Annotated in this window: 10 protein-coding genes and 1 pseudogene; 3 read left to right on the forward strand and 8 right to left on the reverse strand. The window is 73.5% G+C overall.

The window, feature by feature from the left end; all coding sequences use genetic code 11:
- Nucleotides 1-47 precede the first annotated feature (47 nt).
- From DEP02_RS07395 to DEP02_RS07410, 4 genes are all read right to left on the reverse strand, one after another.
- Nucleotides 48-662: a DUF4126 domain-containing protein gene (locus DEP02_RS07395; RefSeq protein ID WP_112466540.1), complete on the reverse strand. Its 615-nt coding sequence runs from the start codon at nucleotides 660-662 to the stop codon at nucleotides 48-50.
- 315 nt (nucleotides 663-977) lie between these two features.
- Nucleotides 978-1,607, reverse strand: coding sequence for a TetR/AcrR family transcriptional regulator (locus DEP02_RS07400; protein ID WP_112466541.1), 630 nt, complete (start codon nucleotides 1,605-1,607; stop codon nucleotides 978-980).
- A gap of 73 nt (nucleotides 1,608-1,680) precedes the next feature.
- Complete coding sequence (locus DEP02_RS07405) at nucleotides 1,681-3,765, reverse strand: YhgE/Pip domain-containing protein (RefSeq protein WP_112466542.1); 2,085 nt, start codon at nucleotides 3,763-3,765, stop codon at nucleotides 1,681-1,683.
- Nucleotides 3,737-4,702: an ATP-binding cassette domain-containing protein gene (locus tag DEP02_RS07410; RefSeq protein ID WP_112466543.1), complete on the reverse strand. Its 966-nt coding sequence runs from the start codon at nucleotides 4,700-4,702 to the stop codon at nucleotides 3,737-3,739. Before DEP02_RS07410 ends, DEP02_RS07405 begins: the two co-directional genes overlap by 29 nt.
- A gap of 162 nt (nucleotides 4,703-4,864) precedes the next feature.
- On the opposite strand from DEP02_RS07410, the pseudogene DEP02_RS07415 reads away from it, so the two are divergent.
- The 3 genes and pseudogenes from DEP02_RS07415 to DEP02_RS07425 all read left to right on the forward strand — a co-directional run bounded on the left by DEP02_RS07415 (nucleotide 4,865) and on the right by DEP02_RS07425 (nucleotide 7,256).
- A pseudogene (locus DEP02_RS07415) lies at nucleotides 4,865-5,415 on the forward strand (SAV_6107 family HEPN domain-containing protein).
- A gap of 341 nt (nucleotides 5,416-5,756) precedes the next feature.
- Nucleotides 5,757-6,584: a class I SAM-dependent methyltransferase gene (locus DEP02_RS07420; protein WP_112466544.1), complete on the forward strand. Its 828-nt coding sequence runs from the start codon at nucleotides 5,757-5,759 to the stop codon at nucleotides 6,582-6,584.
- Between the two features lie 279 nt (nucleotides 6,585-6,863).
- Nucleotides 6,864-7,256: an SCO2097 family morphological protein gene (locus DEP02_RS07425; RefSeq protein ID WP_112466545.1), complete on the forward strand. Its 393-nt coding sequence runs from the start codon at nucleotides 6,864-6,866 to the stop codon at nucleotides 7,254-7,256.
- A gap of 284 nt (nucleotides 7,257-7,540) precedes the next feature.
- Here the strand turns inward: DEP02_RS07425 and DEP02_RS07430 are convergent, their stop codons facing one another.
- The 4 genes from DEP02_RS07430 to DEP02_RS07445 all read right to left on the reverse strand — a co-directional run bounded on the left by DEP02_RS07430 (nucleotide 7,541) and on the right by DEP02_RS07445 (nucleotide 13,458).
- Nucleotides 7,541-9,922: a transglutaminase TgpA family protein gene (locus tag DEP02_RS07430; protein WP_112466546.1), complete on the reverse strand. Its 2,382-nt coding sequence runs from the start codon at nucleotides 9,920-9,922 to the stop codon at nucleotides 7,541-7,543.
- A 298-nt stretch (nucleotides 9,923-10,220) separates the two neighbouring features.
- Nucleotides 10,221-11,594: a DUF58 domain-containing protein gene (locus DEP02_RS07435; protein ID WP_112466547.1), complete on the reverse strand. Its 1,374-nt coding sequence runs from the start codon at nucleotides 11,592-11,594 to the stop codon at nucleotides 10,221-10,223.
- On the reverse strand, nucleotides 11,594-12,631 hold the full coding sequence (locus tag DEP02_RS07440; RefSeq protein WP_112466548.1) for an AAA family ATPase: 1,038 nt from the start codon (nucleotides 12,629-12,631) through the stop codon (nucleotides 11,594-11,596). Before DEP02_RS07440 ends, DEP02_RS07435 begins: the two co-directional genes overlap by 1 nt.
- Nucleotides 12,632-12,912: 281 nt before the next feature.
- Nucleotides 12,913-13,458, reverse strand: a complete 546-nt coding sequence (locus DEP02_RS07445) for a beta-class carbonic anhydrase (RefSeq protein WP_112466549.1) — start codon at nucleotides 13,456-13,458, stop codon at nucleotides 12,913-12,915.
- Nucleotides 13,459-13,660 lie beyond the last annotated feature (202 nt).

Genomic DNA, 13,660 nt, shown 5'->3' on the forward strand with positions numbered 1-13,660 from the left:
GGAGGGGCCTCGCCCGACGGCCGCCCCGGCCCGGGGCGTGGCCGGGGTCAGCCCGGTGGGGCCTCCGCCCGGGCGGCCAGGCGGCGTTCCTCACGGCGGCGGGCCCGGCGGCGCAGGTAGCGGCGGATGCGGGAGACCAGGAAGGCGACGATGACGACGCCCGCGAGGAGGAGAACGGCGGCGATGACCGCCGCGGCCAGGGGGTGGAAGATCGCGAAGGTGACGAGGCCGGCCACTGAGAGGTCCTCGGCCAGGCTCACGAGCATGTTGCTCAGGGGCTCGGGGGAGGTGTTGACCGCCATCCGTGTCCCGGCCTTCACCAGGTGGCTGGCCAGTGCCGTGCCGCCGCCGACCAGGCCGGCCGTGATGTCCGACAGCGAGCCGCTCTGCCCGGCGAGCAGCGCGCCGATCCAGGCCCCGGCGACCGGGCGGATCACGGTGTGCGCGGTGTCCCACACCGAGTCCACGTACGGGATCTTGTCGGCGACCGCCTCGCACACGAACAGCACGCCCGCCGCGATCAGCACCTCCGGGCGTTGCAGGGCGGAGGGGACCTCGTCGCCCAGTCCCGTCGTGCCGAACACACCGAGCAGCAGCACCACCGCGTACGCGTTGATGCCGCTGGCCCAACCGCTTGTGAACACCAGGGGAAGTACGGACACGGAGGCGATCGTAGCCAGCGCACGCCCCGGCGTCGTGGGGGTGAGCGCGCAGAACTGAGTATCCGTACCTAGCCGGTGAGATGAGTACGCGCGCGGATGAGGCGGGAACCGCGTGAACGAGAGAGTGGAGGCACGGAAAGGGGCCCGGCGCCGGCACCGCCGACACGGGGCGGCGGAACGGCGCGGCCCTCGACCGCTCCTTCCGTCGGTCCGGACCGGCGGGAGCGAGGCACGGGGGACAGGGGGAGCACGAGAAAGCGCCGGTGCGGCGTGGCCCGCGGGGGACGTGGCCACGGCGCACCGGCGCTTCCGTCCTCAGGGGCGTCCGCTCACCCGTCCCTGCAGCAGTCTGGACAGCGCCGCGTGCACATCGTCCAGGGAGCGCTCCGGCTGGAAGGACTTCCAGTCCAGCGCGGCCACCAGCACCATGCCGACCAGCGCCGCCGCGGTGAGCGGCACGTCGAGCTCCTCGCTGAACTCACCGTTCGCCACACCCTCGCGCAGCACGCCCTCGACGACGGCGACCGCCTCCTGCCGCACCACCATGAGCGTGGACTGCCAGGCCCGGTTGGTGCGCCACAGCTCGGCCACGTACAGCTGGGTGAAGGACGGGTAGCGGTCGATGAAGAGCAGCCCGGCGCGCACCATCGCGTCCAGGGCGTCGACCCGGCTGCCGCCCTCCCGCGCGGTCCGCTCGGCCGCCTCCCTCAGGGAGGCCGTCAGCAGTCCCACCCCGTGCCGCAGCAACTCCTCGAAGAGGACGGACTTGCTGGCGAAGTTGTAGTAGACCGTGCCCTTGGCGACCCCCGCCCGCTCGGCGATCTCGTCCACGGTGGTGGCGGAGAACCCCTGCTCGGCGATGAGCGTGACGGCCGCCTCGTAGAGCTTCTGCCGGGTGGCCTCGCGGCGGGTACGGCCGCCCGGCGTGGCGCTGCTGCGTTTCATGGCCCCGATTGTCACAGGTACGAACTCCTCACAGCGGACGGAAGGGAGGCGGAAGGGGAGGTCGACGGCGGGGTCACAGACTCAGCTCCGGATGCAGCCGCTTCAGCGTCCACACCTGCCGGCGCCGGGCCGACAGCGCGGTCAGCGCGAGCGCGGCCGCCGTGAAGCCCGTCAGCACCGCACAGGCCAGCCACACCGGGCCGAGACCGCCGCCCGTGATCAGCCTGCGCAGGGCGTCGACGACGTAGCTCATCGGCAGGAAGGGGTGGATCGCGTTGAAGAAGTCCGGACTGGTCTGCACGGGGTACGTGCCGCCCGCGGACGTCAGCTGGAGCATCAGCAGGGCGAGGACCAGGATCCGGCCCGCCGGCCCGAAGCGGGCGTTCAGCCACTGCACGATCGCCCCGAAGCACACCGCCACCAGGAACAGGAAGGCGACCGTGCCTCCCGCGCGCGTCATCTCCAGGCCGACCGCCCAGTGCAGCACCGCCATCAGGGCCGCCGTCTGCAGCACGCCGACCGCCACCACCGGCAGCCAGCCGGCCAGCGCGATCCGCCAGGAGGAGGCGCCCGCGGCGAGCGCGCGCCGGTTCATCGGCGGGATCAGCATGTAGGCCACCATGGCGCCCACCCACAGCGACAGCGGGATGAAGTACGGGGCGAACCCGGTGCCGTAGTTCGGCGCGTGGTGCAGGCCCCGGGAGGCCAGCTGGACCGGGTCGGCCATGACGCCGGTGCGCCGGTCGCGATCCTCCTTGTCGTAGTCGGGAATCCGCTGGGCGCCCTCGTGCAGCCCGCCGGCGAGCTTGCCGGAGCCGTCGGCCAGCTTGTACATGCCGCCGTTGAGGTCGACGGCGCCCGCCTCGAGCCTGCCGACGCCCTCGTCGAGGCCGGTCGCGCCGGTCCTGGCCGTGCCGATCCCGGAGTGCAGCTTCTTCGCGCCCGCGGCGACCTTGCCGGCGCCCTCGTTCAGCTTGTTGATCTTCTTGACGGCGTCGTCGATGTCCTCGGACAGGTGCGGCGCGCGGTCGGCGAGCGCCTGGGCCCGCGTCCGGAGGGTGGCCAGGCGGGTGTCGAGCTTCTTCAGGTCGCCGTCGTTGTCCGCGATGAGAGTGTTGACGTCGTCGGCGATCCTCGCGACGTCGGCGGCGGTCTCCTTGGCCTGCTTCAGGTCCGCGCAGGCGGCGTCCGGCAGGGCGGGGTCGGCGCAGCGCCGGGCGTGGATGCCGTCCAGGTCGGCGGAGGCGGCGTGGGCGTCCTCGGCGGCGGCCGGGGCCCGCTCCACCAGGGTGCCGAGGTTGCGGCGGATCGCCTGGGCGGAGTCGGCGACCAACTGGGCGGAGTCGCCGATCGACTTCTCGTTGTCCTTCAGGAACGGGCCCACCGTGCCGTCGACCGCGTTGATCCTGTCGGCCAGCGTCCGCGTGCCGTCGGCGACCTGCCGTGCGCCGCTCTCCAGGTCGCTCGCCCCGGTGTTGAGCTTGGCCAGGCCCTTGGAGAGCTCGGACGAGCCCTCCTTGGCCTTGGTCAGACCGTCGGCGAGGTCCTTGGAGCCCCGCTCGGCCTTGCCGATGCCGCCTTTGAGCCGGTCGGCGCCGTCGGCGGCCTCGACCGTCTTTCCGTGGATGTCGGAGAAGGACACGAAGATCTTGTCCAGGTAGGACCGGGAGGCCTTGGTGGACGCGGCGGTGCGCACCTCGCTGAACACCGTCCGGGAGATCTGCCCGACGACGTAGTTGTTGGCGTCGTTCGTACGGACCTGGAGCGCGCTGGTCTCGGGGGAGTCGCCCGCACCGGAGGTGATCCGCCGGCTGAAGTCGGCCGGCAGGGTCAGCGACAGGTAGTACGTGCCGTCCTCGACGCCCCGGCGGGCCGCGGCGGCGCTCACCTCGTGCCAGTCGAAGACCTTGCTCTTCAGCAGCTCCTGGGTGAGGTCGTCGCCGGCCGTGATCCTGCGGTCGTCGGCGGTGGCGCCCCGGTCGTCGTTCACGAGGGCCACGGGGATGCGGTCGAGGCGGCCGTACGGATCCCAGAAGGACCACAGGTACAGGGCGCCGTACAGCAGCGGCAGCACCAGCAGGGCGACCAGGGCGGCGCGCGGCAGCATGCCGCGGCCGAAGCGCCTGAGCTCAAGAGCGGCCAGTTTCGGCGAGCGCATCGGCCGCCTCCTTCGCTTGGTCGTGCGGGGCGTCGGCGGTGGGCTCGGCGGTGGTTTCGCCGGCAGAGGGTTCGGCGGTGGTGGATTCACCGTCGGTCGGTCCGCCGGTGTCCGGTCGGTCGTCGGTCGGTCCGCCGGTGTCCGGTCGGTCGTCGGTCGGTCCGCCGGTGTCCGGTTCGTCGTCGGGTGTCGTCGTGGCGGCGGGCTCGGCGGAAGGGGTGACGGCGGGCTCGGTGGAGGGCCTGGTGGAGACGATCACCGCGCCCGCCGGTGCCTCGCTGCATACCGCGAGCACGGTCGTCCCGGACTCGCTGATCGACCGCAACTGCGCCCAGACGGCGTCCCGTTCGGCGCCCGGGAGCTTGAAGTCGGTGTCGTCGACGGCGAGCAGCCGCGGCCGGGACACGAGCGCCAGGGCGATCGACAGGCGCAGTTCCTCCGGGCGCTCCAGATCACGTACGGCGGTGCGGTCGCCCTTGGGCAGGGCCGCGAGATCGAGGCCGGCGGTGCCGAGTGCCGCGTCGATCAGCTGCTCCGCCTCGGCCCGGCGCTCGGCCCGGGGCCGCAGCAGGCCGCGCAGCGAGCCGCCGAACCGGCGCTGGAGCAGCGCCCGTTCGCGCAGGTGCTCGCCGACGGTCAGGGCCGGTTCGAGGTCGGTGACGCCCGCCACGTTGGCGAGCGCGGTGAAGCGGCGCAGGGCGGACATGTGCCGGGGCGGTTCGAACCCGCCCACGCGGGCCACCCCCTCCGTGGGCCGCATCCGCCCGGTGAGCGCGAGCAGCAGGCACGTACGGCCGGAACCGGACGGGCCCTCCACCGCGATCAGCGCACCGGGCTCCGCGTCGAGGCCGATGCCGCGGAACGCCCAGCCGCGAGGCCCGCGCAGACCGAAGTCGCGGGCGGTGACACCGAGGCCGTGTGCCGTGTGGTCGTGCACGGCTTGCCCTCCCCCTTGTTTTGAACTGACTGGTCAGTGCAAAAAAGTACCCCGAACCTGTGATCGAGGCAAAAGGCCAGGTCAGAACGGATTGTCAGTGCCATACCCCACGATGAGCACATACGGCACCTATGCCGTCACCCAGACGACAGGAGGTTCGTCATGGCCAACTCGTCCGCAGCCGCCGCGCGTCGGCGCCGCGCCACCGGCCCTGCCCCCTCACTGACCGGCCCCGCGAGCGACGTGCACCCCGTCCCGCGCCGGACCACGGCGCCGCCCGCCGCCCTCGACCTGCTCGCCCAGGCCCGCACGGGTCTGGAGGAGGCCACGGCCCTGCAGACCCCGAACGAGCGGTACGCGACGGCCCACCTCGCCGCCCTGCGCGCCGCCGCCGCCGTGCTCGCCGCGCGGGGGCGCCCGGAGCCCACCCCCCGACGGCGGGCACGCATCAGGAGCGCCTGGGAAGTGCTCCCCGAGATCGCGCCCGAACTCGCCGAGTGGAGTGCGCTGTTCGCCGCGGGCGCCGCGCGCCGCGCCCGGGCCGAGGCCGGCATCCGGGGCGCGGTCGGCCGGCGCGACGCCGACTCGTCGAGCGCGTACTCGTCCTCCAGCCGTCCCTGCCCCAGCCCCGCCAGGACACCGCCGCGGCGGACGGGCCGGGCGCCTCCCGCCGCGGCGCTCGAAGCCCGCACGGGCTGCCGGACGCGGGCTGACCGGGGCAGGGCGCGCCCGTACGGCGGTTGCCGCCACGGCGGGATCACGCCCGCGGTGACTGCGGAGCGAGCGGCAGGCGGGACGCAGGGGGCATCCGCCTTGCCGGGCTGCTGCCCCAGCCGGGTCCGCCCGGCCCCGGCAGGGCGGACCCGGGCGGTGCGGACACGGTGGGCGCCGCTCCCGCCGGGCGCACCCCGGCGGAGCCGAGCGGCAGGGCGGGGGCGGGAGGCAATAGGGTGGAAGGCGCCTGAAGCCCTCCGGTTCCCGTGCCCCGGGCGGGGAGGGCAGACCGATCGCTCCGCCGCGCAAGAGGCGGTGCCGCGCCGAGGAGTCAACTGCCGTGTCGGATCCGATGCGCCCGCCCGTCTCCCACCACCACCCCCAATCGACGTCGCTGCGCGCCGACCCCTCTCGTCCCCGCGCCTCTCTCCGTACCGCCGTGGTCTGGGAGGTCCTGCAGGACGCCCTGGACCGTCGGGCCAAGGCTGCGGGCCGGGAGTTCCTGGACGTCCTCGACACCGGCGGCGGCAGCGGCAAGTTCGCCGTGCCCGTGGCCCGCCTCGGCCACCGGGTCACCGTCGTCGACCCCAGCCCCAACGCCCTGTTCGCGCTGGAGCGCCGCGCCGCCGAGGCCGACGTGGCCGACCGGGTGCAGGGTGTGCAGGGCGACATCCACGGCCTGTTCGACGTGGTCGAGCGCGGCGGCTACGACGCCGTGCTGTGCCACGGCGTCCTGGAGTACGTCGACGACCCCACCGAGGGCGTGCGCAACGCGGCCGCCGCCCTGCGCACCGAGGGCGTCCTCAGCCTGCTCGCCGCCGGGCTCGGCGGCGCCGTACTCGCCCGCGCCCTGGCCGGCCACTTCAAGGAGGCCAGGCAAGCGCTCGGCGACCCCCACGGACGCTGGGGCGAGGGCGACCCGGTGCCGCGTCGCTTCACCGCCGAGCAGCTCACCGCCCTCGTGGAGGGCGCGGGGCTGACCGTCGCCTCGGTGCACGGCGTACGGGTCTTCGCCGACCTGGTGCCCGGCGTGCTCGTGGACACCGAGCCCGGAGCGCTGGACGCCCTGCTGAAGCTGGAGGAGGCGGCGGCCGAGCTGCCCGCGTTCCACTCGGTGGCCACGCAGCTGCACGTGCTCGGCGAGACCCGGAGCGCCGCCGGGACCTGAGCCGGCCCCCGGGAAGGACCGCTGGTCGCCGCTCCGCCGGGCATGGAGTGCGCCACAGGCCCCCCGGCCGACGGCTTCGCGCCGTATGATCGGAGGAGACCGCCCGGCATGACGGGTCGGCCGCCGGGGAATGACAGCCTCAGCGAGCCGGGTCCGGCATGGCGGGCTCCGGTTGGTCAATTGGCGCAGAGGGGCGGGTTTCACAGGGGCGATTCCCTGCCTATCCTGAAGGGACCCCCCCGGGTCGTCCCCCGGCGACTGCACAATGAGGAGGACTCCGTGCCGCTCTCGGAGCACGAGCAGCGCATGCTCGAGCAGATGGAGCGAGCGCTGTACGCAGAAGATCCCAAGTTCGCGTCGGCGCTCGAGGGAAGCGGGCTGCGTACGTACACCCGGCGGCGGGTCTACCAGGCAGTCGTGGGCTTCCTCGTGGGTATCGCGCTCCTCATGGCAGGAATGGTCGCCCAGCAGATCTGGGTCAGCGTGGTGGGCTTCCTGGTCATGCTGGGCTGCGCCGTGCTGGCCGTGACCGGCTGGCGCAAGGCCCCCAAGCCGGGCGAGCAGGCCGTCGGCGGCCCCCACGCCCGACACCAGGCCCGTCCGAAGCGCTCCATGATGGACCGCATCGAGCAGCGCTGGCAGCGCCGCCGCGACGAGCAGGGCGGCCGCTAGCCCGCCGATCACCCTTGATCGTGGTGAGGGGGTGACCACCGACGGTGGTCACCCCCTCACGTACGCCCGGAAAACCCCTCCGGCGCCGCTCCGGCCGCCTCAGAGCCCCGAGCACAATGGGCGCCCGGCTCGCGACGCTCCCCCAGTCCGGCGGCTGGGAGGTGCCCCCGGGCACGCTCCCCCAAGCTCTTCGAGCAGGGGGCACCCCCACCCCCAAGCTCTTCGAGCAGGGGGACCCCCCATGACGCCGCGAGCTGATCGGACTCCCCTTTTGTTCGGGGCTCTCAGCCCCGCTGACCCGACGGTCTCCGCAGGGACGGCCGGGCGGCGGTGAGGCGGGAGCGGAGCTCGGTCCACCGGGCCGAGGCCGACCAGGCCAGGCGCGCGGTCGAGCGGGGGGCGAGCGTGGCCCGCAGCCGGGCGCCGCGGGTCACCGTGCCCCGCAAGGCCCCGGTGACCTGACGGACGTCCTCGGCGAGCCCCGCCACCGGGCGTGGGCGCGGCGCGTACAGGACCTGTTCCACGGCGTCCGCCAGGCGGTGCACCGCGGCCGCGGCCGCCGGGTCGAGGTGCCCGAGGCGCACGATCCGGGCGGCGGCCTTGCGCGGAGTCTGCGACTCGTCCGGCAGGATCCCGAAGTCCCAGGCCGTGTCCGTCAGTTCCTGCCAGACCCCCAGGACGTGCGGCACCGCGTCCGCCTCGCCGCGCCCGTGCGCGCCCAGCCGGACGAAGCGCATCCGCCTGCGCCACAGCACCGGTGACAGCGGCAGGGCGAGGAGCACCAGTCCGCCGAGTGCCCACCCCAGGACCGCGTACCACTTCGGGCCGCCGCCGTCGGAGACCAGCACGGCCTGCGCGGACGGGCCCCCGCACTCCTGCAGCCGCCTCAGCTCCGGCGGGCAGCTCTGGTGCGCAGAGGGCGCGGCGGAGGGCGCCGTGCTCGCGTCCTGGGAGGACACCGCGGGGTCCGGCAGGCGGGTGTCCGGCGTCTCCGGCCGACTGTACGACGGCACGGTGCCGCGCGTCGGCGTCGGCTCGAAGCGGGTCCAGCCGACGCCCTCGAAGTACAGCTCGGGCCAGGCGTGCGCGTCCTTCAGGTTCACCGCCACCGTGCCGTCGCCCCGCGGGGAGCCGGGGGCGAAGCCCACCGCGATCCGGGCCGGTATGTCCAGCGTGCGGGCCATCGCGGCCATCGCGAAGGAGAAGTGCACGCAGAAGCCCTGCTTGTCCTTCAGGAACCGTGAGATGGCCTGCGGCCCACTGCCCGTGTCGACCTGGGTGTCGTACTGGAAGCCGCCGTCGACGGCGAACCAGTCCTGCAGCTCGACCGCCTGCTCGTAGTGGTTCGACGCGCCCTCGGTGATCCGGCGGGCGGTCCTCGCGACGTCCGCCGGCAGCGACTTGGGCACCTTGGTGTACTCGCGCTTCAGGGCCGGCGGCGGGGCCGGCGCGGTCGCGAGCTGCTCCGCCGTCGGCCTCACCTGGAGGCTCTTCACCTGGTAGGTCAGTCCGCGGGTGTTCTGCCCGTGGTCGCCGACGAGGGTCATGCCCACGGGTTCGTAGCGCCAACTGCCCTTGATGCGCACGCCGCTCGGCGGGTACGGCATCGGCAGCCAGCTCTGGCGGAACCCTTTGGACGTCGCGATGGTCGTGGTGATCCGCCCGCGTTTGACGTCGTCGGCCAGGCCGATGGGGGCGGGGAACGGGTCGGGCACGCCGACGATGTGCCGCTGGGACGGCTTCCAGGTGGTGCCGTCGAACTCGTCCAGGGACACGATCCGCAAGTACAGGTCCGAGAGGTCGGACGTGTCCGTGCGCAGGCTCATGATCGTGCGGTTCTCGTCGGCGTTCAGGCTGTCGCGCAGCGAAACCAGCGGGTTCACCGCTGAGATCGTGCCGCCTTTGCCGCCGCGCGCGCCGACTCCGGCGCCGGTGGCGTCCAGCAGCCCGCCCTGCATGGCCGGCAGGGCGAGCGGCGCCACCAGGGCGACGCCCAGGACGAGCGCGCCGATCCGGCGTCCGGTGCGCACCGGCGCGGTCGCGCCGGCTTCTCCGCCCCCCGGGCGCGACGCCCCGGCGAACACCCGCCCCCACTGCGAGATCCGGTCCCGGCCCTCGGCCAGCAGCAGCATCAGGTAGCCGGCGGCGGCGACCAGGAACCACAGCCAGGCTGTGCCGCCCTCGGACAGGCCCGCGGCCACGGAGTACAGGGCGAGCAGCGGCAGTCCCGCGGGGGCCGCGCTGCGGAACGTCACCGCGACGGTGTCCACGATCAGCCCGATCAGCAGCACGCCGCCGACGAGCATCAGCCGGATGCCGCCGGTCAGCGGCGCCGGGATGGCATACCGGCCGACGTCGTCCGCACCCTGTCGCAGCAGCTCGGCCAGGTGACGGAAGGCCTCCGGGCCGGGGACCAGTCCGGCGAAGGCCTGCGCCCGGGCGAAGACCAGGGTCAGCAGCATCAGCGTGACCAGGGCTTGCGCCGCCACGGTCAGCGGCCGCGCCAGCGGTACCCGCCGGGCCACCACGCCGACGCCCGACTGCACCGTCAGCAACAGCGTGACCTGTACGATCCACGTCGCGGACGAAACCAGCGGCAGCAACGCGCACGCCGCCATCAACGTGGCCGCCGAAGCGTACAACGCCAACCGCGCCCGCCCGCTCATACCCACCCCTCCCGCTCACCCGTGCGGCTCAACCCCACCGGCCCCCTGCCGAGCCGCCCACGCCACTCGCCCGGGACGCCCCGCCCCGCCCCTGCCGACCGCCCACCCGGTTCGTGGCCTCGCGCAGGGCGCGCGTGCGGGACGGTCCGGTCCGTCGTGCGGCGCGGGCCCGTGCCTGTCGGCCGCCTGCCCGGTCCGTGGTGTCGCTCAGGGTCCCCATGCGAGGTGCCCCTTCCTCGTGGAGGGCTGCCGGTCCGCTCACGCCACTGGCCCAGGACGGCCCGGACCCCCGTGGCGTTCATGACCACCCCTCGCCCGGGCCCGTGCCGCTCGTCGCGCGGATGGTCGTGCGTTCGCGGTCCGCCTGGCGCCACACCTCGTCCAGCGCCGCGCCCCGGGGCACGCCGACGGCCGTCCAGCCGGCCTCGCGCAGGAGGCGCAGGCGTTCCTCGGTGGGGTCGGCCGGGGCGGGGACGTCGGCCGGTTCGCGTGTCCAGGTGCGGCTGGACAGGACGAAGGCGACGGCCGCGCCGCTGCGCCGGCACATCTTGGCGGCCACCGTGGCCTGGACCTCGTCCAGATCGCCGAAGAAGGCGACCAGCAGCCCCTCCCTGCCGCCGCGCAGCACGTCGTAGGCGCGGGACAGGCCCGCCCCGTCCGAGTGGTCGATCACGGCGAGGGCGTCCATCATCAGTCCGGCCGCGTCCGCGGACTCCTGGCCGGCGCCCGCGAAACCCGCGGAGGCCTCGCCGGGCACCAGGCTGCCGGTGTCGGTCAGCAGCCGGACCGAGAGACCCCGCTCCAGCATGTGCACCAGGACGGAGGCCGCGCCGGACACCGCCCACTCGAAGGCCGAGTCGGGGCCGGCGCCCCGGTGGGCGAGCTTCCGGGTGTCGAGCAGCACAGTGCAGCGGGCACGCTGCGGCTGCTCCTCGCGGCGCACCATCAGCTCGCCGTAGCGCGCGGTGGAGCGCCAGTGAACGCGGCGCAGGTCGTCGCCGTAGCGGTACCCGCGCGGGATGATGTCGTCCTCGCCGGCCAGCGCCAGCGAGCGCTGCCGCCCGTCGCCGTACCCCTTGGCCTCGCCGCTCAGCCGCACCGGTGCCAGCGGCTCCACGCGCGGCACGACGGTGAGGGTGTCGTACGTCGAGAAGGACCGGGTCAGTTCGCACATCCCGAACGGGTCGGTCAGGCGCAGCTGCAGCGGGCCCAGCGGATAGCGGCCCCGCAGGTCGGAGCGGACCCGGTAGGACACCTCGCGGCGTCCGCCCGGCTCGACCCGGTCGAGCACGAAGCGGGGCCGCGGCCCGAGCACGTACGGCACCCGGTCCTGGAGCATCAGCAGACCCGTGGGCAGCCGGGAGACGTTGTCCATGAGCAGGTGCACACGGGCCTCGCTGCCGGCGGGCACGCGCGCGGGGGAGAGCCGGCGGCCGCCGGCCACCCGGTAGCGCGTGCGGTGGAGCACGGTCGCGCAGACCAGCGGCAGGGCGGCGAGCAGCAGCCCGACCCGCAGCAGGTCGGGCTGGCCGAGGACGTAGGCGCACAGGGCGGCGGCGACCCCGGCGGCCAGGAAGGAACGCCCCCGGGTGGTCAGGCCGGCCAGCGCGGTGCGCATGCCGCCCCGCTCCCCCCGGTCGTCCTCCGCGTGCGCGGCCCCCGTGTGGGACATCACAGCCTCCGCGGCGTCTGCCGGACGTACGCCGGCGTGCCGTGGCCCAGACCGAAGCCGCCGGACTGCTGGGGCCCGGCGGGCACCGGGGTGCTCCGCAGGATCTCCTGGACGACCTGCTCGGAGGTGCGGCGGTTGAGCTGGGCCTGGGCGGTGGGCAGCAGCCGGTGGGCCAGCACGGCCACGGCGAGCGCCTGTACGTCGTCCGGCAGCGCGTACTCCCGGCCGCTCAGGGCGGCGGACGCCTTCGCCGCGCGCAGCAGGTGCAGCGTCGCGCGCGGCGAGGCGCCGAGTCTGAGGTCCGGGTGGGTGCGGGTGGCGGCGACCAGGTCCACCGCGTACCGCCGCACCGTCTCGGCGACGTGCACGCCGCGCACCGTCTCGATCAGCTTGGTGATCTCATGCGCGTGCGCGACCGGCTGGAGGTCGTCCAGGGGGTTCACCCCGCCGTGCACGTCCAGCATCTGCAACTCGGCGTCCGGGTTCGGATAGCCGATGGACACCCGGACCATGAAGCGGTCGCGCTGGGCCTCGGGCAGCGGGTAGGTGCCCTCCATCTCGACCGGGTTCTGCGTGGCCACCACCATGAACGGGGTGGGCAGTTCGTAGGTCTGCCCGTCGATGGTGACCTGACGCTCCTCCATGGACTCCAGCAGCGCCGACTGGGTCTTGGGCGAGGCACGGTTGATCTCGTCGCCGATCACGATCTGAGCGAAGATGGCGCCCGGCTTGAACTCGAAGTCCCGGCGCTGCTGGTCCCAGATGGACACGCCGGTGATGTCCGACGGCAGCAGGTCGGGCGTGAACTGGATGCGCCGCACCGAACAGTCGATGGACCGCGCCAGCGTCTTGGCGAGCATCGTCTTGCCCACCCCGGGGACGTCCTCGATCAGAAGGTGCCCCTCGGCGAGCAGTACGGTCAGCGAAAGCCGTACGACCTCGGGCTTGCCCTCGATCACTCCTTCCACCGAACTGCGGATCCGCTCCACGGTGGAGGTCAGATCAGTGAGGCTCGCTCGCTCGTCATAGGTCGTCACCCGGCCCTCCTCGGCCCTTCCCCCAAGCCCTCTGCCGAGCAGGGGATACCCCAATTTCCCGGGCCGACGCTCTGCTGTGAGGTCCGGCCCGCCCCGAATCACGGCCACCACGCGGAAAGGTTCCGCGAGGTTCCGCGTGCGGCCACACCCCGCATTCTTGCCGCCGTTACCGATTCGTGTCACTCGCCTGTGGACAACTGGCCGCGGTAAGTCGGCTTTTACGACCTTTCGCAGGTGACGGCGGCATGATGCGCACCGGATGTCCGGCGCGCGTGCGAGGGTCAGGCGGGGTCGATCTCGCGCAGCAGGCCCGTCCTGACGTCGAAGACGAAGCCGCGCACGTCGTCGGTGTGCAGCAGGAACGGCGAGGTGCGCACGCGCTGCATGGACTGCCGCACGTCCTGGTCGGCGTCCCGGAAGGCTTCCACGGCCCAGGCCGGACGCTGCCCGACCTCCATCTCCAGTTCGTGCCGGAAGTCCTCGGTGATGGACTCCAGGCCACAGTTGGTGTGGTGGATCAGCACGATGCTGCGGGTGCCGAGGGCGCGCTGGCTGATGGTCAACGAGCGGATGACGTCGTCGGTGACCACGCCGCCCGCGTTGCGGATGGTGTGGCAGTCGCCGAGCTCCAGGCCGAGCGCGGCGTGCAGGTCGAGACGGGCGTCCATGCAGGCCACGACCGCGACGTGCAGCACGGGCCGGGCGTCCATCCCCGGGTCGATGAACGCGGCGGCATAGCGCTGGTTGGCCTCCGTGAGGCGGTCGGTGACCGTGCCTGTCCTTATGGCGCTCTCGGATCCGGGAGGAACTGATGCGGATGTCGTCATACTCATGACGTTACTGGCCGTGCCCGCTCCGGTCCTGTTATGAGAGCGGACAAAGAACCCCATCGCGGCTTGTTGTGAGCGACCCCACACAGACGGCAAATCCTGTCCGTACGGGTGAATCTTTTCGAATTCCAGTGTCACCGGCACTCTGTCGGGCGACGCGCAGGCCGGTTGATTGACCGCGAGACGGGGTGGACTAAAG

This window comes from Streptomyces triticisoli, from assembly GCF_003270085.1.
GTDB lineage: Bacteria > Actinomycetota > Actinomycetes > Streptomycetales > Streptomycetaceae > Streptomyces > Streptomyces triticisoli.

Excerpts from the sequence above, each read along its gene's own strand:
- DEP02_RS07400 (WP_112466541.1), bottom strand. The coding sequence starts at position 1,607 with ATGAAACGCAGCAGCGCCACGCCGGGCGGCCGTACCCGCCGCGAGGCC.
- DEP02_RS07430 (WP_112466546.1), bottom strand. The coding sequence starts at position 9,922 with ATGAGCGGGCGGGCGCGGTTGGCGTTGTACGCTTCGGCGGCCACGTTG.
- DEP02_RS07445 (WP_112466549.1), bottom strand. The coding sequence starts at position 13,458 with ATGACGACATCCGCATCAGTTCCTCCCGGATCCGAGAGCGCCATAAGG.
- DEP02_RS07405 (WP_112466542.1), bottom strand. The coding sequence starts at position 3,765 with ATGCGCTCGCCGAAACTGGCCGCTCTTGAGCTCAGGCGCTTCGGCCGC.
- DEP02_RS07435 (WP_112466547.1), bottom strand. The coding sequence starts at position 11,594 with ATGTCCCACACGGGGGCCGCGCACGCGGAGGACGACCGGGGGGAGCGG.